This is a genomic window from Streptomyces sp. NPDC052043 (genome assembly GCF_044548235.1).
In the GTDB taxonomy this organism is placed as follows: Bacteria; Actinomycetota; Actinomycetes; order Streptomycetales; family Streptomycetaceae; genus Streptomyces.
The window spans coordinates 601,477-617,997 of record NZ_JBIUBT010000002.1 but is presented as its reverse complement, the minus strand read 5'-3'; the positions used below and the strand labels follow the sequence as shown (position 1 = coordinate 617,997).

Here is a 16,521-nt window from a genome sequence, read left to right as displayed (position 1 = left end):
TCATATGCCGCAAAAGTAACATGTGATCGGAGGCGCCGAGATGGGACACAGGGAGTACCTGGCCGAAGCGGCGCAGTTGGCCACCGAATCGGTCGAGAACGGCTGGGGAGGCCCTTTCGGCGCGGTGATCACCCATGATGACGAGGTGATCGCTCGCGGCCAGAACCGTGTGCTGCTCACGGCGGACCCAACCGCGCATGGCGAGGTAGAAGCCATACGCAAGGCCATTCAGTACCTGAACCCGGATGCTCCCACGGTCTCGGAAGACCACCAGAACGAGTACACGCTGGAGTTGGTGCCCCGTCCCGACGGGTCTCCGGACATCTTGCCGGAGCGTGCCCGCATGCTCCAGGGATGCTCGATCTACACCAGCGGCGCGCCCTGCCCCATGTGCATGAGCGCCATCTACTGGGCGCGCATCGAAGCCGTCTACTACAGCTGTGACTGGAAGGCCACCCAGGACATCGGGTTCAGCGACGACTTCCAGTACGAGGACTTCCAGCGGCCTCCGGACCAGCGGAGCATCAGTCTCCAGCAGATGTACCCCGAGCTGGGCGCCCAGGCCTACCAGACATGGCGGGACAAGCCGAACCACCATCCGTACTGACGGCCACTCAGCCCGGCAGGCGTCGGCCACGGCACCGGGCTGCGCGCCGGCTCGCGCGGCGGCCAGAACGGCTCGCACAGCGGCTAGAAGAGGGCCGTCCCCCGTTCGAAGTCCAGCAGGCGCCGCTTTCTGGGCAGGCCGCCGCCGTAGCCGGTGAGGCTGCCGCCCGTGCCGATCACGCGGTGGCAGGGGACGATGATGCCGATCGGGTTCTTGCCGTTGGCGAGGCCGACCGCGCGGGAGGCGCCCGGGTTGCCGAGGGCGGTGGCGAGTGCGCCGTAGGAGCGGGTCTCGCCGTAGGGGATCTTCCTCAGCTGGTCCCAGACGCCGCGCTGGAACGGGGTGCCGTGCAGGCGCAGCGGGAGCGTGAACTCCTTCAGCTCGCCCGTGAAGTAGGCCTCCAGCTGGTCGACGGCCTCGCCGAAGGGGCGGTCGTCGCGCTCGCCGAAGGACTCCTCGGGCGGGCGGTGGCGCTGGTCGGTCATGTACAGGCCGCACAGGACGCCGTCGTCGGCGACGAGGGTGAGCAGGTCGTAGGGGCTGTCGATCACGGTGTGCTGCTTCATGGCGGAACGTCCTCAGACGGGAAGGAAGTTGATCGGGTGGCTGTCGGTCGCCCACAGGTACTGCACGGCGTACGCCCGCCAGGGCCGCCAGGCCGCCGCGCGGGCGGTGAGCGCGGCCGGGGTGGACGGCAGGCCGAGCTCCTGTGCGGCGCGCCGGATGCCGAGGTCGGTGGGGAGGAAGGCGTCGGGGTCGCCGAGGGCACGCATGGCGATGACGTCGGCGGTCCAGGGGCCGAAGCCGGGGAGTGCCAGGAGGCGGGAGCGTGTCTCCTCCCAGTCGCTCTCCACGCCCAGGTGCAGTGTTCCGTCGGCGAGTTGACCGGCCAGGGTGAGCAGGGTCGTACGCCGGGTGCGGGGCATCGCCAGCGACTCGGGGTCGAGGGCGGCCAGCGCGCCGGGCGCGGGGAAGAGGTGGGTGAGGCCGCCTTCGGGGTCGTCGACGGGCTCGCCGTGCGCGGCGGCCAGACGGCCGGCGTGGGTGCGGGCGGCGGCCGTGGAGACCTGTTGGCCGAGCACGGCCCGCAGCGCGAACTCGCCCTCGTCCACGGTGCGCGGTACGCGCCGGCCGGGGGCCTTGTCGACCAGGGGCGCGAGGAACGGGTCGGTGCGCAGCTGGTCGTCGATGGCGACCGGATCGGCGTCCAGGTCGAGCATGCGCCGGCAGCGGCTGATGGCGACCGGCAGGTCCCGCAGGTCGCCGAGGGTGAGGCGGCAGGCGATGTGGTCCGGCTTCGGGGTCAGCGCGACGATCCCGTGGCCGTAGGGCAGGCGCAGGGTCCTGCGGTAGGCGCCGTCGCGCCACTCCTCGACACCGGGTACGGCGGTGGCGGCGAGGTGGCCGAAGAGGTTGTCCGGGTTGAGCGGAGCACGAAACGGCAGGCGCAGGGACAGGGCACCGGGAGTGCCCGGGACGCCGGCAGTGCCAGGGACGGCGGGGGTGCCGGGAACGCCGAGGGTGCCCGGGACCGCCCTGAGTGTGCCAGGTTTGGTGGCGCCGCGGCGCCCGGGGGCACGGTTGCGCAGGCCGCTGGGTGACAGGGCGAACACCTCGCGCACGGTGTCGTTGAAGGTGCGGATCGAGGAGAAGCCGGCGGCGAAGGCGATCTCCGCCATGGGCAGGGCGGTGGTCTCGATCAGCAGCCGGGCGGTCTGGGCGCGCTGCGCGCGGGCGAGCGCGAGCGGTCCGGCGCCCAGTTCGGCGCGGAGCTGGCGTTCGATCTGGCGGGTGCTGTAGCCGAGGCGGGCGGCCAGTCCGGGCACGCCCTCGCGGTCGACGACTCCGTCGGCGATCAGCCGCATGGCGCGGGCGACGGCGTCGGCGCGCTGGTTCCACTCCGGTGAGCCGGGGCTGGTGTCGGGGCGGCAGCGCTTGCAGGCCCGGAAGCCGGCCTGCTGGCAGGCGGCCGCGCTCGGGTAGAAGGTCATGTTCTCCGGCTTGGGCGGCACCACCGGGCAGCTGGGCCGGCAGTAGATGCGCGTGGTCAGGACGGCGGTGAAGAACCAGCCGTCGAACCGCGCGTCCTTGGACTGGACGGCGCGCACACAGCGCTCGCGATGAGTGTGCATCCCTTTCTGCATGCGTCCAGCATCCGGCACCGGGCAGACCATCGCTGGCGGTAATCCGACATCGCCCTCGCGTGTCCTGGGACCGCGACGATCGCATCGCCCTCGGACAGGACGGGGCCTTCGACGATCCTGGAAGGACGATCCTGGACGTATGAAGCAGCAGCCGCTCCTCACCTTCGGACACGGTACGGCGGACCGCGAACACCTCACGGACCTGATCCGCGCGGCACGGATCGCCTCCGTGGTCGACGTCAGGACCGCGCCCGGAAGCCGCCACAACCCGGACGTGGGCCGGGAGAGACTGCTGCGGTGGCTGCCCGAGGCCGGGATCGACTACCGCTGGGAGGGGCGCCTGGGCGGATTCCGCAAGGTGCCCGCGGACTCGCCCGACACGGTCTGGCGCAACGACGCCTTCCGCGGTTACGCCGCCCACACCCGCACGGGCGAGTTCCTCGACGCGGTCACCGAACTCCTCGACGAGGCCGCGCACCGGCGGACGGCCGTCATGTGCGCGGAGACGGTGTGGTGGCGCTGCCACCGCCGGGTCATCGCCGACTTCGTGGTGCTCGCCCGCGGACGGCCCGTCGTCCATCTGATGCACGACGGGCGGCTCGTCCCCCATCGGCTCAGCGAGGGAGTGCGGCTGCGCGAGGACGGACTGCTCGTCTACGACGGTCGGCAGTCGTCGGACCGGCCCGAGGAGGGACGTGCGCGGCCCGGCAACGGTACCTAGGGTGGGGAGTGCGGTTCTGTGGTGGTGGGGTGGGGAGGGGAGGGACCAAGGACGGTTCTGAACCATGAGTGATGTACATCGACTCGAGCCCGTCCCGGCGAACCTGGGCAGCGGCACCGTGCTCGCGGCGTGGGAGCGGTTCGTGCAGGGCGAGGATCACGTCCCGGATGTCCGGCCCCTGGTGGCGATCTCCTGGCATCGCTGCCGGGAGCAGTACCGGGTCGATCCGCACCTCACCAAGGCCCCGCTGGCCGTCGCGGAGCCCGACCGCACCCCCGAGTACGACGTCGTGTTCGCCGAGCTGGGATTCCGTGCCGCCTCCGTGGCGCACGAGGTGGGCAGCCTCGGCGGCGTCGTCACCGTCACCGACGCCACGGGCCGGATCCTGTCCGAGTGGGGTGACCAGGCCACGCTCGCCAGAGCCGGCGAGTCCCATCTGGCGCCCTGGTTCTGCTGGTCCGAGTGCGCGGCCGGCACGAACGGCATGGGCACGGCGCTGGAGGCGCACGGCCCGGTACCGATCAGGGGCGCGGAGCACTGGTGCCAGGCGTTCCACGACTGGGTCTGCGCGGGCATCGCGGTGCGCGACGTGGTGACCAAGGAACCGATCGCGGTCCTGGGCATCTGCTGCTGGCGCAGCCCGCTTCCCGCGTCCGCGAGCGGCTGGCTGGCGAACGCGGTCACCATGACCCAGTACCCGCTGAGGAGGCGCGCCCGGGACAGCGGCGCCGAGCTGGTCGCGGCCTGCGCCCAGGCCAGGGCACGTTCCGGTGCGGCGCTGGCCGCGGTGGACACCGCGGGCAAGGTGGTGATCGCCGACGACATGGCGAGCGTGCTCCTGGGCGTCCCCGCCCACACCCCGGCGGTCGATCCCACACTGCGCTGGAACCCCGGGCTGCCGGAGCTGATCGCGGCCGCCCGGTACGCCACCGCGCAGGCGGCCCACCAGCCCGACTGGGTCGGCTCGACGCAGATCTTCGCCCACCTCGCCGACGAGCCGACGTCGATCAGTATCCGGCCCGTCTTCTCGTCCGGGCGTCTGATCGGGCACCTGGTCGCGTTCGGTGACTCCGAGGGGGCGCGGCTGCCCCGGGCGGAGACGTCCGCGCCGCCTCGGACGCGGCCGCGCCGGCTGATCGCGACGCGCGACAACCGGCTGGTGCTGCTGCGGCTGCCGGAGGTCTCCTTCGCCGAGTCGCGGGGGAACGACGTGTGGCTCTCCACCGATCAGGGGCGGTTGCGGGCCGCCTCGGTGAGCCTGGACAAGCTCGAGGGCGAACTGGCGGACGCCGGCTTCCTGCGGGTGCACCGCCGCTATGTGGTCAACCTCGGCCGCATCCGGGAGGTCGAGCGCGGGCTCAAGGGCGAGCTGTCCCTGGTCATGGACGACGGAGCCCACGACATGGTGCCGGTCTCCCGGCGGAACGCGCCGGCCCTGCGGCGCGCGCTGGACATCTGAGTCCCCCGGCACGGCCTCTGTTCCGAAAGGAGGTTCCCGTGACTGGCAGTCCTCCGGACGCCGCCCCCGGCGGGACGAACCCCTGGGGCACGGGCAACCGCGACTGGTGGCCGGACCGGCTCGACCTGGCGGTCCTGCGGAAACACCCCGCCACGGGCGACCCCATGGGCGGGGACTTCGACTACGCCGCGGAGTTCCGGTCGCTCGACCTCGACGCCCTGGCACGGGACGTCGACGAGGTGCTGACGACGTCGCAGGAGTGGTGGCCGGCCGACTTCGGACACTACGGGCCCCTCGTGATCCGCATGGTGTGGCATTGCGCCGGGACGTACCGGGTCGCCGACGGCCGCGGTGGCGCGGGCGCCGGCATGCAGCGTTTCGCGCCGCTGAACAGCTGGCCGGACAACCGCAACCTCGACAAGGCGCGCCGGCTGCTCTGGCCGGTGAAGAAGAAGTACGGGCGCAGGATCTCCTGGGCCGACCTGATGGTCTTCGCGGGCAACCGCGCCCTGGAGACGATGGGGTTCACGACCTTCGGCTTCGCCGGCGGCCGGACGGACGTCTGGGAGCCCGACGACAGCCGCTGGGGCCCCGAACACGCCTGGCTCGGCGACGAACGCCACGGCGGCGTCCGGCAGTTGGAGAACCCGCTGGCCGCCGACCAGATGGGCCTCATCTACGTCAACCCGGAGGGACCGAACACCGTCCCGGACCCGCTCACCTCCGCCCGGGACATCCGCGAGACGTTCCGCCGCATGGGGATGAACGACGAGGAGACCGTCGCGCTGATCGCGGGCGGCCACACGTTCGGCAAGACCCATGGCGCGGCCGACCCGGACGCCCACCTCGGCCCCGAACCCGAGGGCGCCCCCCTGGAGGAGCAGGGCCTGGGCTGGAGGAGCGGCTACCGCACCGGCAAGGGCGCGGACGCCATCTCCAGCGGGCTCGAGGGTACGTGGACGCCCACCCCGACGAGGTGGGACAACGGCTTCCTCGAGACCCTGTTCCGCTACGAGTGGGAGCTGGAGCTGAGCCCCGGCGGTCTGTGGCAGTGGATCCCGAGGGACGGCGGCGGGGCCGGCACCGTGCCGGCCGCGCACGACCCGTCGAGGACCCACGCGCCGACGATCCTGACGACGGACCTCGCGCTGCGCTCGGACCCGGTGTACGAGCCGATCGCGCGGCGTTTCCTGGAGCACCCGGACCGGCTCGCGGACGCGTTCGCCCGGGCCTGGTTCAAGCTGACGCACCTCGACATGGGCCCGGTCCGGCGCTACCTGGGGCCGCTGGTCCCCCGGGAGACACTGCGCTGGCAGGACCCGGTCCCCGCGGTGGACCACGAGCTCGTCGACGCCGCGGACATCGCCGCGCTCAAGCGCCGCGTCCTCGTCTCCGGGCTTTCGGTCTCCCAGCTCGTGTCGACGGCGTGGGCGTCGGCCTCGACGTTCCGCATCAGCGACAAGCGGGGCGGGGCGAACGGCGCACGCATCCGCCTGGAGCCGCAGCGGAGCTGGGAGGTCAACGAACCCGACACGCTGGCCCGGGTGCTGCGCACCCTGGAGGGGATCCAGGAGTCCTTCAACGGCTCCCAGGCCGGGGACAGGAGGATCTCGCTGGCCGACCTCATCGTGCTCGGCGGCGCCGCGGCCGTCGAGCAGGCCGCCAGGACCGCCGGCCACGACGTCCGGGTCCCCTTCGCTCCGGGACGCACGGACGCCACGCAGGAGTGGACCGACACGGAGTCCTTCGCCGCGCTGGAGCCGACCGCGGACGGGTTCCGCAACTACCGCAGCAAGGGGAGCCGACTGCCGTCGGAGCACCTGCTGGTCGACCGCGCGGCCCTGCTCGACCTGAGCGCGCCCGAGATGACGGTCCTCGTGGGCGGCCTGCGGGTGCTGGGCGCCAACCATCGGCAGTCGCCGCTGGGCGTCCTCACCTCGACGCCCGGATCGCTGACCAGTGACTTCTTCGTGAATCTGCTCGACATGGGCACGGAATGGCAGCCGGCGTCCGCGGCCGCGGAGACCTTCGAGGGCCGCGACCGCGCCACCGGAGAGGTCAGGTGGACCGCCGGCCGCGTCGATCTCGTCTTCGGCGCGCACTCCGAACTGCGTGCCCTCGCGGAGTTCTACGCGAGCGACGACGCACGGGAGAAGTTCGTAGGCGACTTCGTCGCCGCGTGGGACAAGGTCATGAATCTCGATCGGTACGACCTCGGGTGACCCCTGCGCCGTGCCTCCCAGCGGCGGCACATCGGGGGCGAGCGGTAGCCGGTCGCGGACGAACGGCAGGAGCCACCCGGTGCGATTCCTCCGGCGTAGCGTGCTCGTTACTGACGAATTCTTTACCCTTTTCGGCGTGAATTCCGAGGTCAATTCGGAGTCGGGTGAGGGGAGTGAAGCCCCGATGACGACCGCGCAGGAACGATCCGACCTGCTGAACAAGATCGGGTTGGCCGCACAGAACAAGGCAGCGCTGGGTCAGGTGCTGGGAACCGGAACCATTGGGCAGGCCACCGAGAGGTCGGACGGCCGCATGCAGGCCACCATTCGCATCAACCCGGATGAGCTGGCCTGGGATCCCTCTATTCTCGTCATGCCGCACGGAGGCGATATCGAGCTCGAGCTCGTCAACGACGACCAGAACACCCACTGTGCGCTCCTGCCGAGCAACGGCGACCGGAAGTTCATCTGGCTGGTCAACCATTCGCGGGGGCGGGCGAGTCTCAACCTCGACGGACCGGGCTACTACTGGTTCGGCTCGCCCACGGGCAACGACGAGGGCAGGGGGCTGACCGGGGCCATCGTCGTCATGGGGGACGCTCCACCGGAGGCCCGCCTCGACCGTCCCGAGCAGCCGCGGCCGTAGGAAGAAGGAGGTGGGGCGGCATGACCGTCGATTACGTGGACGCGGGTTGGGCCGTCGACCAGGGAAGCCTCAGCGGCAAGACGGCGGGCGGGGACATCGCGCCGCCCGTGGTGGCCGGCATCGACTACGAGCGTCTGCTCCGTGCCCGCGAGGAACCCCAGAACTGGCTCACCTACTACGGCGCCTACGACGGACAGCGGTACAGCCCGCTGGACCAGATCAACACGGAGAACGTCAAGCGGATGGTCCCCTCGTGGGTCTTCCAGGCCGGCACGACCGGTCTGATCGCGGGCGCGTCGACCTACTCGTTCGAGGCCGCCCCGATCGTCGTGGACGGGGTCATGTTCGTCTCCGGCTGGGACGGCTGGGTCTGGGCCCTCGACGCGAAGACGGGTGTGGAGATCTGGCGGTACAAGCACGCGGTCCCCTTCGACGTGTCCCTGTGCTGCGGGAACGTCAACCGCGGGGTAGCGGTCGCGCAGGGGAAGGTCTTCTTCGTCACGGCGAACGCCCGTGTGCTGGCGCTCGACGCCACCACCGGCAAGCGGGTCTGGGACCGGACCTACGGTGACGTCCGGGCCGGCGAGAGCGCCACGCTCGCCCCGCTGGTCGTGAAGAACCTGGTCATCGTCGGGAGTTCCGGCGGCGAGTTCGGTGTGCGGGGCCACCTCGACGCGTTCGACCTGGAGACCGGCGAGCACCAGTGGCGCTGCTACACCGTGCCGAAGCCCGGGGAACCCGGCTCGGATACCTGGCCCTCCGACGGCGAGGCCTGGGCACGGGGCGGGGCGAACTGCTGGGTCACCGGCACCTTCGACCCGGAGACGAACCTGCTGTACGTCGGCACCGGCAATCCGGCACCCGACTTCGACGGAGCCGTCCGGGAGGGCGACAACCTCTTCACGGACAGCGTCATCGCCGTCGACGTGGACAGCGGTCAGATCCGCTGGCACTACCAGTGCACCCCGCACGACGTGTGGGACTACGACAGCATCGCCGAGTGCATCCTGTTCGAGCAGGACGGGCGCAAACTGCTCGGGCACTTCGACAAGAACGGCTACTTCTTCGTCCTCGACCGCACGAGCGGCGAGCGGGTCCGGATCACCCCCTTCGTGGACCGCATCACCTGGGGGGCGATCACAAGGGACGGCCAGGTGACGGCCAAGGCCTACCCGGACAAGGAGGGAGTACCGGTCCACTTCTACCCGGGTCCGGCCGGTGCCAAGGAATGGACCCACGCGGCCTACAGCCCGAAGACCGGGCTCTTCTACGTGCCGGTCCAGGACACCGGGGCCACGGCCACCCGGCGGCGCCGGGAGTTCAAGGAGAGCATTCCGTACTGGGGCGCGGGCGTTCAGGTGGACATCGAGGACATGGCGGGGTCCATCAGCGCGTTCGACGCGAACGGCGAGGAGAAGTGGCGCTGGCGCAACGAGCTCCCGATGTGCGCCTCGGTGCTGGCCACCGGCGGTGACCTGGTGTTCGCCGGTGAGGCCTCCGGGGAGTTCAACGCGCTCGACGCCCGCACCGGGGAGCTGCTGTGGCAGTTCCAGTGCGGGAGCGGCCACCACAGCAGCCCGACCACCTACATGGTCGACGGCAGGCAGTACATCGCCGTGCCGGTCGGCTGGGGCGGATGGGCCGAGGGGTTCCTGCCCGGCATGCTCGGCGCGGGGCACGGAAGCGCCCTGATGGTCTTCGCCCTCCCGGAGGCGTCGTAGACGTCGTAGCGGCGTGACCGGAGCCTGTCCCGTCCGGGCAGAGAGGAGGTGGATCCATGGAGTCTCAGCTCGAAGCGCTCGAAGTGCTGGAAGCGCTCGAAGTGTGGGAGACACCCGAGTTCGAGGAGATCGCGGTCGCGGCCGAGGTGACCATGTACGTCGCCCGGCTGGAGGAGTAGCGGACCAGCGGACGTGGGAGGGCACCGGACCTGCTCCGGCGCCCTCCGGCGGCTCGGGACGGCCACGGACGGGCCACGGACGGCCGTGCGGCCACGGGCCCGGACCTGCGACGAACGGAGTGCCTGCGTGTTGCTGCGCGTGCTGGGCTCGGCGGCGGGGGGCGGCTCCCCCCAGTGGAACTGCGGCTGCCCGGTGTGCGCCGCGGTCCGCTCCGGGGCCGGTCCCGCGCGCACCCAGTCGTCGGTGGCGGTCAGCGCCGACGGCCGCCGGTGGTTCCTCATCAACGCCTCACCCGACGTCCGTACCCAGTTCGAGGCCTTCCCCGGCCTGCACCCGCACGAGGACCGGACGACGCCGCTGGAGGCGGTGCTGCTCACCGACGCCGAGCTGGACCACACGCTGGGCCTGCTCCTGCTGCGCGAGGCCCGCGCCCTGCGGCTGTACGCCACACCGGCGGTGCGCGAGACCCTGGGCGCCGGCTCGGGGATTCTGCGCACGCTCGAACGCTACTGCCCGGTCGAGTGGCGGGCGGTGACCCCCGGCGCCGGCCTGGCCCTGGCGGACGGGCTGTCGTGCCGTGCGTTCGACGTGCCCACCAGCAAGCGCGACCGGTTCGGAGCGGGGGTGGACCAAGGCCGCGTCGTGGGCTACCGGCTGACCGACGAACGCAGCGGGGGGACGCTGGTGTACCTGCCGGGGGTGCAGTCGCTCACGCCACAACTGCGCGGGGAGATCGAGCGCTGCGCATGCCTGCTGATCGACGGGACCTGCTGGCGCGACGACGAACTCGTACGGCTCGGCCTGGCCGCCAAGACGTCCCGGGAGATGGGCCACCTGCCCATCGACGGCCCGGGCGGCAGCCTGGCGCAGCTCCCGTCGCTGGGCGTGGGGCGGACGGTCTTCGTGCACGTCAACAACACCAATCCGGTCCTTCTGGAGGACACGCCCGAGCGGCGTACCGTGGAGGAGAGCGGCATGGAAGTGGCCGTGGACGGCCTGGAAGTCCAGGTGTAGAGCCGTGACGACAACGACGACGACAACCGCGCGAACCGGCGCCGACGACTTCGTCGAGGCGTTGCGGGCCCACGCGCGGCGCTACCACGACCAGCACCCGTTCCACGTCCGGATGAACGCCGGACGGCTGAGCCGCGGGCAGGTCAGGGGCTGGGTGGCCAACCGCTTCTACTACCAGGAGAACATCCCCCGCAAGGACGCCGCGATCCTGTCCAACTGCCCGGAACTGGAGGTCCGCCGCCGCTGGATCCGCCGGATCACCGACCACGACGGCACGTCCGCCGGCGAGGGCGGCATCGAGGCGTGGCTGCGCCTCGGCGAGGCCGTCGGACTGACCGTCGAGGAGGTCCGCGACCACCGGCATCTGGTGCCCGGGGTGCGGTTCGCCGTCGACGCCTACGTGACCTTCGCCCGGACCCGCCCGTGGGTGGAGGCGGTGGCGTCCTCGCTCACCGAACTGTTCGCGCCCGACCTGATGGCGGCGCGGCTGGCCGCGTTCGAGCGGTGGTACCCGTGGATCGACCCCGAAGGCCTCGCCTACTTCCGGGCCCGCCTGGAGCAGGCGCCGCGCGACTGCGAACACGCCCTCGAGGTGGTCACGACGCACTGCCTCTCCGCCGAGTCCCGGGCGCGCGCCGTCGACGCGCTGTCGTTCAAGTGCGACGTCCTGTGGAGCCTGATGGACGCCATCGCCCAGGCCTACCCGGAGTGACCACCATGGACCCGCCCCGTCCCGGAACGACCCGGACCCCGCCCAGGACCCGCCCCGGCGTCGAGGTGTCCGGCGCGGACCGGCCCCGCCTGGCGCGCCATGTCCGGCTGGCCTACTCCCGGGCCAGGCAGCGTCAGGTCCTGCTGCACCCCGAGACGGTGGTGGTGCTGAACGGCAGCGGCGCGGACATCCTCGGGCTGTGCGACGGACGGCGCACGGTGGCCGAGATCGTGGCCGAGCTGGGCGCGCGCTACCGGAGCGTTCCCGACGACGAGGTGCGGCGGTTCCTGTCCCGGCTCGTGGCCCGGCGCTGGGTGGAGCTGGCCGATGGATAGTCCGTTCGGGCTGCTCGCCGAGCTCACCTACCGCTGCCCGCTGGCCTGCCCGTACTGCTCCAACCCGCTGAACCTGGGCGACTACGGGGACGAGCTGGCGACCGACGAGTGGCGGCGGGTGCTGGCCGAGGCCGTCGAGCTGGGGGTGCTGCAGTGCCATCTGTCCGGCGGGGAACCGCTGCTGCGGCGCGACCTGGTGGAGATCGTGGCGGACGCCCACGACCTGGGCCTCTACACCAACCTCATCACCAGCGCCGTCGGGTTCTCCCGTCCGAGGGCCGAGCGGCTGCGGGCCGCCGGCCTCGACCATGTGCAGATCAGCATCCAGGCCGACGAGCCGGCCGTGTCCGACCGGATCGCGGGGCTCCCGTCCTTCCGGCGCAAGATCGAGGCGATGGGCCTGGTCAAGGAGCTGGGCTGGCCGCTCACGATGAACGTGGTGCTGCACCGGTACAACATCGACCGCGTCGCCGAGGTGCTCGCTCTGGCCGAGGAGGCGGGCGCGGACCGGCTGGAGCTGGCCAACACCCAGTACTACGGCTGGGCCTGGCGCAACCGTGCCGCGCTGCTGCCGAGCCGGGCCCAGCTCGAGGCGGCGGAGGCCGTCGTGCGGGCCGCCCGCGAGCGGCTGCGGGACCGCATGGACGTCATCTACGTCCTCCCCGACTACTACAGCCACTACCCGAAGCCGTGCATGAGCGGCTGGGCCTCCCGGCAGCTGACCGTGACGCCGAACGGTGACGTCCTGCCGTGTCCGGCCGCGCAGTCGCTGCCGTTGCCGCGGGCCGGCGTCCGGGAGGACTCGCTGGAGCGGATCTGGGCCGAGTCCCCGGTGATGACCGCGTTCCGGGGGACCGACTGGATGCCGGAACCCTGCCGGAGCTGCCCCCGGCGGGAGGTGGACTTCGGCGGGTGCCGCTGCCAGGCGTTCCTGCTCACGGGCGACGCCGCCCGCACCGACCCCGTCTGCCATCTGTCGCCCGACCACGACCTGGTCGCCCAAGCGGTCGAGGCCGCCAACGCCGGATCGCGGGCCGCGGCTCTCGCGCCGGTCCCCCGCTCGCACCGGGCTCGCCGGCCGGTCGGCCGTCCGGGTGGAGCGGGCCGGTCCGCTCCCGGGAACGGGTGAGCGGATCAGCCGCCGAACACCAGCGGCAGCACCGCGGCGGCGATGATCAGGCTGACCCCGCTCACCAGGTCCGCGCGGATCCGGACGAGGCGTGCCGCGGCCCGCCCGAGTCGCAGCCCGATCAGCGACATCACCGCCGTGACGAGGCCGAAGACGGGGGCCGAGATCCACGGCGAGAGCCCGAGGATGCCCAGGCTCGCCCCGGCGACCAGGTTGTCCAGGCTCAGCGTCAACGGGATGCCGAACAGCGCCAGCGGCTGGTCCAATCCCTCCGGCTCGGGCTTGCGGAGAGCCGAGACGACGAGGTAAAGACCGTACCCGCCGAGCGCGGCGGCGCCCACCAGGTCGGCGACACCCCCGACGGCCTCCCCGACCTCGCGTCCGATCAGCAGCCCCACCAGGGGCATGACGGCGTCCCACAGCCCGAAGGTGAGCGCGACCTGCACCGCGCGCTTCAGTCCGAAGGGGACGGTGCCGAGCGCTGTCGCCACCCGGAAGTTGTCCAGGCTGAGGACGAAGCCCAGGCCCAGCATTTCCCAGATCACGGCGACGTCACCCCGTACGGGGTCAGCCGGCCCGCGCGGCGAACGCCTCGTAGGCCCCCTCGTCGAAGAGGACGAAGCGGACTTCCTCGACGCGGGTGCCGGTCTCCCTCACCGTCTCCACCGCGATCCGGGCCGCGTCGTCCATCGGCCAGCGGTAGACGCCGGTGGAGATCGCCGGGAACGCCACGGTGCGGGCGCCCAGGTCGTCGGCGACGCGGAGGGAGGCACGGTAGCAGGAGGCCAGCAGGTGCGAGCGGTCCTCGGTGCGGCTGTGCACGGGACCGACGGTGTGGATCACCCAGAGGGCGTCCAGTTCGCCGGCCGTGGTGGCGACCGCCTCGCCGGTGGGCAGGCCCCTGCCGTACCTGGAGGCGCGCAGGGCGCGGCACTCCTGGAGGATCGCGGGGCCGCCGCGGCGGTGGATGGCACCGTCGACGCCCCCGCCGCCGAGCAGGGAGGAGTTGGCGGCGTTGACGATCGCGTCGGCGCGCTGCCTGGTGATGTCGCCCTGGACGAGCGTGATGGCGGTGGTCATGTCTGGCGCAACCTCCTCCAGACGGCCTTCGCGGCGTTGTGCCCCGACATGCCGTGCACGCCGGGGCCCGGCGGGGTGGCCGACGAGCAGATGAAGACGGCGGGGTGCGGGGTGCTGTACGGGAACAGCGACGGTTTCGGGCGCAGCAGGAGCTGGAGCCCGGAGACCGCGCCGGAGGCGATGTCGCCGCCGACGTAGTTGGCGTTGCGGGCGGCGACCTCGGGCGGTCCCGCGGTGGCGCGGGCGAGGACGCGGTCGCGGAAGCCCGGGGCGAAGCGTTCCAGCTGGCGTTCCACCGCGTCGGTGAGGTCGCCGGTCCAGCCGTTGGGGACATGGCCGTACGCCCAGAAGACCTGCTTGCCCGCGGGGGCGCGGCTGGGGTCGGCGACGCTGGGCTGGACCGTGATCAGGAAGGGCCGGTCGGGTGCGCGGCCCTCGCGGGACGCGGCGCGCAGCGCGGTGCCGATCTCGGCGCTGTCGGCGCCGATCTGGACGGTGCCGGCGCCCCGCGGTTCCCGCGCGGTCCATGGCACCGGGCCGTCCAGGGCGTAGTCGATCTTGAAGACGCCGGGGCCGTAGCGGTAGCCGTCGTAGTAGCGGCCGAGGCCCGCGATACGGGCCAGCGCGGTGGGCGAGGTGTCGAAGACGTACGCCCGCGCGGGCGGCAGGTCGTCGAGGCGCTTGACCTCGTAGTCGGTGTGCAGGGCGCCGCCGAGGTCCTTCAGGTACGCGGCGAGGGCGTCGGAGATCGCCTGAGAGCCGCCGCGGGCCACCGGCCAGCCGCGGGCGTGCGCGGCGAGGGCGAAGACCAGGCCGACGGCGCCGGTGGCGAAGCCGCCGAGGGGGGCCATGACGTGGGCGACAAGGCCGGCGAAGAGCGCCCTGGCCCGCTCGTCCCGGAAGCGGCGCATCAGCCACGTGGACGGGGGCAGTCCGACCAGGCCGAAGCGGGCCAGGGTGACCGGGTCGCGCGGGAGCGCGGTCAGGGGCAGCGACATGAAGTCGCGGGCGAGGGTGTCCCACCTGGGCAGGAACGGCTGGACCAATCTGCGGTACGCGCCCGCGTCGCGCGGTCCGAAGGAGGCCGCGGTCTCGGCGACGGAACGGGACAGCACGGCCGCGGTGCCGTCCGGGAAGGGGTGCGCCATGGGCAGCTCGGCGTGCAGCCACTCGAGGCCGTAGCGCTCCAGGGGCAGGGCGCGGAACGCGGGTGAGTTGATGCCCAGGGGGTGTGCGGCGGAGCAGGGGTCGTGCCGGAAGCCGGGCAGGGTCAGTTCCTCGGTGCGGGCACCGCCGCCTATGGTGTCCCGCGCCTCGAACACCGCCACGTCGAAGCCGCGGCGGGCGAGTTCCACGGCAGCGGTCAGTCCGTTCGGCCCCGCACCCACCACGACCGCATCGAGCATCGACGGCACCTTCGGACCCCCTCGTCAGCCGATGGCCATTCGGCCCCAGGATATGCCGCACCCCCGACACCCCGGGGGCGGGGCGACGGCTCGGGGACGGGAGGCGTCGCAGGGGGTTGCCCGGGTGCCGCCGGCCGGCGTCGGCCGGGCGGGGCGGCCCGGGGGTGGTGCTCGCCGGGATCAGGACGCCGGGGTCGGGCCCTCCGCGCCAGGTACGAGGGTGGGGGCGTCCGGGACGGCGAGGAGGCCGGTGACGTGTCGGGCCGTCGCCGTGTCCCGGGCCGCTGCGAACGGCAGCGTGTTGCCGCCCGTGACGCGGAAGGGGGTGCCGGCCAGGGTCAGGTGGGTGCCGCCGGCCTCCTCGACCAGCAGGAGACCCGCCGCGTGATCCCACGCCGCCTCCCAGCAGAAGGCGGTGGCGTCCAACTCGCCGCGGGCGATGGCGAGATACTCCAGCCCCGCTGATCCGCAGGGGCGCGGTGCGACACCGTCCGTCCACAGGCCGCTCAGGGCCCGCTTCTGTTCCTCCGTCGTGTAGTCCGGGTGGGACGTGGCCACTTCGAGGGGCCGCCCCGGCTCGGGCGCACCGCAGCGCAGGGGCACGCCGTCGAGGAAGGCGCCCTGACCGCGTACGGCCGTGGCGAGTTCGTCGCGCGCCGGCGCGTACGTCCAGGACGCGAGCAGCACTCCGTGCCGGGCGAGGGCGACCAGGGTGCAGAAGCCGGGGTCGCCGTGCACGAACTGGCGTGTGCCGTCGACCGGGTCGACGATCCAGACGGGGGCGTCGCCCCGCACCGCCTCGTACACCGCCGGGTCGGCGTGCACCGCCTCCTCGCCGACCACGACGGAGCCGGGCAGCAGGGCGCCGAGCGCGTCCGTGAGGTACCGCTCGGCCAGCCGGTCGGCGTCCGTCACCAGGTCGTGCGGTCCGGACTTCTGGTCCACCTCGTGCTCCGCCAGTCGGCGGAAGCGGGGCATGATCTCGGCAGCGGCCGCCTTGCGGACCGCCTCCTCCACGTCGGCCGAGTGTCGTGCGAGAAACTCTTCGATGGTTTCCGTCTCTTCGATCATGCCTCTATGAGACCATGCCCCACTGACATTCCCCGCCGGGCCGGTGCACTCCGGATGGAATCGGCGTGAACACC

The 16,521-nt window shown here is 72.4% G+C and carries 17 protein-coding genes; 11 read left to right on the top strand and 6 right to left on the bottom strand.

From position 1 onward, the window contains the following. The first annotated feature begins 40 nt into the window (after positions 1 to 40). Complete coding sequence (locus ACIHCX_RS07405) at positions 41 to 607, top strand: nucleoside deaminase (RefSeq protein ID WP_400027506.1); 567 nt, start codon at positions 41 to 43, stop codon at positions 605 to 607. A gap of 83 nt (positions 608 to 690) precedes the next feature. Here the strand turns inward: ACIHCX_RS07405 and ACIHCX_RS07400 are convergent, their stop codons facing one another. Both ACIHCX_RS07400 and ACIHCX_RS07395 read right to left on the bottom strand, forming a co-directional pair. Continuing rightward, positions 691 to 1,173 carry a methylated-DNA--[protein]-cysteine S-methyltransferase gene (locus tag ACIHCX_RS07400; RefSeq protein ID WP_400027504.1) on the bottom strand — a complete coding sequence of 161 codons (483 nt, stop codon included), beginning with the start codon at positions 1,171 to 1,173 and terminating at the stop codon, positions 691 to 693. A 12-nt stretch (positions 1,174 to 1,185) separates the two neighbouring features. Then, positions 1,186 to 2,751 carry an AlkA N-terminal domain-containing protein gene (locus ACIHCX_RS07395; RefSeq protein WP_400027502.1) on the bottom strand — a complete coding sequence of 522 codons (1,566 nt, stop codon included), beginning with the start codon at positions 2,749 to 2,751 and terminating at the stop codon, positions 1,186 to 1,188. A 139-nt stretch (positions 2,752 to 2,890) separates the two neighbouring features. Here ACIHCX_RS07395 and ACIHCX_RS07390 point away from each other — a divergent pair, with 139 nt between their 5' ends. The 10 genes from ACIHCX_RS07390 (at position 2,891) to pqqE (ending at position 12,890) form a co-directional block, all read left to right on the top strand. Beyond that, positions 2,891 to 3,472 (top strand): DUF488 family protein, encoded by a 582-nt coding sequence (locus tag ACIHCX_RS07390; protein ID WP_400027500.1) that lies wholly within the window; start codon positions 2,891 to 2,893, stop codon positions 3,470 to 3,472. A 64-nt stretch (positions 3,473 to 3,536) separates the two neighbouring features. After that, positions 3,537 to 4,931: a LytTR family transcriptional regulator DNA-binding domain-containing protein gene (locus tag ACIHCX_RS07385; RefSeq protein WP_400027498.1), complete on the top strand. Its 1,395-nt coding sequence runs from the start codon at positions 3,537 to 3,539 to the stop codon at positions 4,929 to 4,931. A gap of 38 nt (positions 4,932 to 4,969) precedes the next feature. After that, the gene (gene katG, locus ACIHCX_RS07380; RefSeq protein ID WP_400027497.1) at positions 4,970 to 7,153 is read left to right on the top strand and encodes a catalase/peroxidase HPI; all 2,184 of its coding nucleotides are present in this window, start codon (positions 4,970 to 4,972) and stop codon (positions 7,151 to 7,153) included. Positions 7,154 to 7,289: 136 nt separating this feature from the next. Beyond that, complete coding sequence (locus ACIHCX_RS07375) at positions 7,290 to 7,799, top strand: MSMEG_3727 family PQQ-associated protein (RefSeq protein WP_400027495.1); 510 nt, start codon at positions 7,290 to 7,292, stop codon at positions 7,797 to 7,799. Positions 7,800 to 7,819: 20 nt separating this feature from the next. Beyond that, on the top strand, positions 7,820 to 9,520 hold the full coding sequence (locus tag ACIHCX_RS07370; RefSeq protein WP_400027494.1) for a PQQ-dependent dehydrogenase, methanol/ethanol family: 1,701 nt from the start codon (positions 7,820 to 7,822) through the stop codon (positions 9,518 to 9,520). Between the two features lie 56 nt (positions 9,521 to 9,576). Then, positions 9,577 to 9,699 carry a pyrroloquinoline quinone precursor peptide PqqA gene (gene pqqA, locus ACIHCX_RS07365; RefSeq protein ID WP_400027493.1) on the top strand — a complete coding sequence of 41 codons (123 nt, stop codon included), beginning with the start codon at positions 9,577 to 9,579 and terminating at the stop codon, positions 9,697 to 9,699. A gap of 127 nt (positions 9,700 to 9,826) precedes the next feature. Next, positions 9,827 to 10,714, top strand: a complete 888-nt coding sequence (gene pqqB, locus ACIHCX_RS07360; protein WP_400027492.1) for a pyrroloquinoline quinone biosynthesis protein PqqB — start codon at positions 9,827 to 9,829, stop codon at positions 10,712 to 10,714. A gap of 4 nt (positions 10,715 to 10,718) precedes the next feature. Further along, positions 10,719 to 11,426, top strand: a complete 708-nt coding sequence (gene pqqC / locus ACIHCX_RS07355; RefSeq protein ID WP_400027490.1) for a pyrroloquinoline-quinone synthase PqqC — start codon at positions 10,719 to 10,721, stop codon at positions 11,424 to 11,426. Between the two features lie 5 nt (positions 11,427 to 11,431). Further along, the gene (pqqD, locus tag ACIHCX_RS07350; protein ID WP_400027488.1) at positions 11,432 to 11,761 is read left to right on the top strand and encodes a pyrroloquinoline quinone biosynthesis peptide chaperone PqqD; all 330 of its coding nucleotides are present in this window, start codon (positions 11,432 to 11,434) and stop codon (positions 11,759 to 11,761) included. Beyond that, complete coding sequence (gene pqqE / locus ACIHCX_RS07345) at positions 11,754 to 12,890, top strand: pyrroloquinoline quinone biosynthesis protein PqqE (RefSeq protein WP_400027485.1); 1,137 nt, start codon at positions 11,754 to 11,756, stop codon at positions 12,888 to 12,890. The genes pqqD and pqqE overlap by 8 nt, the downstream gene beginning before the upstream one ends. A gap of 5 nt (positions 12,891 to 12,895) precedes the next feature. Here the strand turns inward: pqqE and ACIHCX_RS07340 are convergent, their stop codons facing one another. From ACIHCX_RS07340 to ACIHCX_RS07325, 4 genes are all read right to left on the bottom strand, one after another. Then, complete coding sequence (locus ACIHCX_RS07340) at positions 12,896 to 13,435, bottom strand: manganese efflux pump MntP family protein (RefSeq protein WP_400027483.1); 540 nt, start codon at positions 13,433 to 13,435, stop codon at positions 12,896 to 12,898. A 22-nt stretch (positions 13,436 to 13,457) separates the two neighbouring features. Next, a complete protein-coding gene (locus tag ACIHCX_RS07335) occupies positions 13,458 to 13,970 on the bottom strand; it encodes an O-acetyl-ADP-ribose deacetylase (protein ID WP_400027481.1) in 513 nt (170 codons plus the stop codon). After that, the gene (locus ACIHCX_RS07330; protein ID WP_400027479.1) at positions 13,967 to 15,376 is read right to left on the bottom strand and encodes a phytoene desaturase family protein; all 1,410 of its coding nucleotides are present in this window, start codon (positions 15,374 to 15,376) and stop codon (positions 13,967 to 13,969) included. Before ACIHCX_RS07330 ends, ACIHCX_RS07335 begins: the two co-directional genes overlap by 4 nt. Before the next feature lie 180 nt (positions 15,377 to 15,556). Then, a complete protein-coding gene (locus tag ACIHCX_RS07325; protein ID WP_400027477.1) occupies positions 15,557 to 16,447 on the bottom strand; it encodes an inositol monophosphatase family protein in 891 nt (296 codons plus the stop codon). Positions 16,448 to 16,521 lie beyond the last annotated feature (74 nt).

What these genes read in the sequence shown, in the direction of transcription:
- pqqD (WP_400027488.1), top strand. Translation starts at nt 11,432, where the DNA reads ATGGACCCGCCCCGTCCCGGAACGACCCGGACCCCGCCCAGGACCCGC.
- pqqA (WP_400027493.1), top strand. Translation starts at nt 9,577, where the DNA reads ATGGAGTCTCAGCTCGAAGCGCTCGAAGTGCTGGAAGCGCTCGAAGTG.
- ACIHCX_RS07385 (WP_400027498.1), top strand. Translation starts at nt 3,537, where the DNA reads ATGAGTGATGTACATCGACTCGAGCCCGTCCCGGCGAACCTGGGCAGC.
- pqqE (WP_400027485.1), top strand. Translation starts at nt 11,754, where the DNA reads ATGGATAGTCCGTTCGGGCTGCTCGCCGAGCTCACCTACCGCTGCCCG.
- ACIHCX_RS07390 (WP_400027500.1), top strand. Translation starts at nt 2,891, where the DNA reads ATGAAGCAGCAGCCGCTCCTCACCTTCGGACACGGTACGGCGGACCGC.
- ACIHCX_RS07325 (WP_400027477.1), bottom strand. Translation starts at nt 16,447, where the DNA reads ATGATCGAAGAGACGGAAACCATCGAAGAGTTTCTCGCACGACACTCG.
- ACIHCX_RS07330 (WP_400027479.1), bottom strand. Translation starts at nt 15,376, where the DNA reads ATGCTCGATGCGGTCGTGGTGGGTGCGGGGCCGAACGGACTGACCGCT.
- ACIHCX_RS07395 (WP_400027502.1), bottom strand. Translation starts at nt 2,751, where the DNA reads ATGCAGAAAGGGATGCACACTCATCGCGAGCGCTGTGTGCGCGCCGTC.
- ACIHCX_RS07370 (WP_400027494.1), top strand. Translation starts at nt 7,820, where the DNA reads ATGACCGTCGATTACGTGGACGCGGGTTGGGCCGTCGACCAGGGAAGC.
- ACIHCX_RS07405 (WP_400027506.1), top strand. Translation starts at nt 41, where the DNA reads ATGGGACACAGGGAGTACCTGGCCGAAGCGGCGCAGTTGGCCACCGAA.
- ACIHCX_RS07400 (WP_400027504.1), bottom strand. Translation starts at nt 1,173, where the DNA reads ATGAAGCAGCACACCGTGATCGACAGCCCCTACGACCTGCTCACCCTC.
- ACIHCX_RS07335 (WP_400027481.1), bottom strand. Translation starts at nt 13,970, where the DNA reads ATGACCACCGCCATCACGCTCGTCCAGGGCGACATCACCAGGCAGCGC.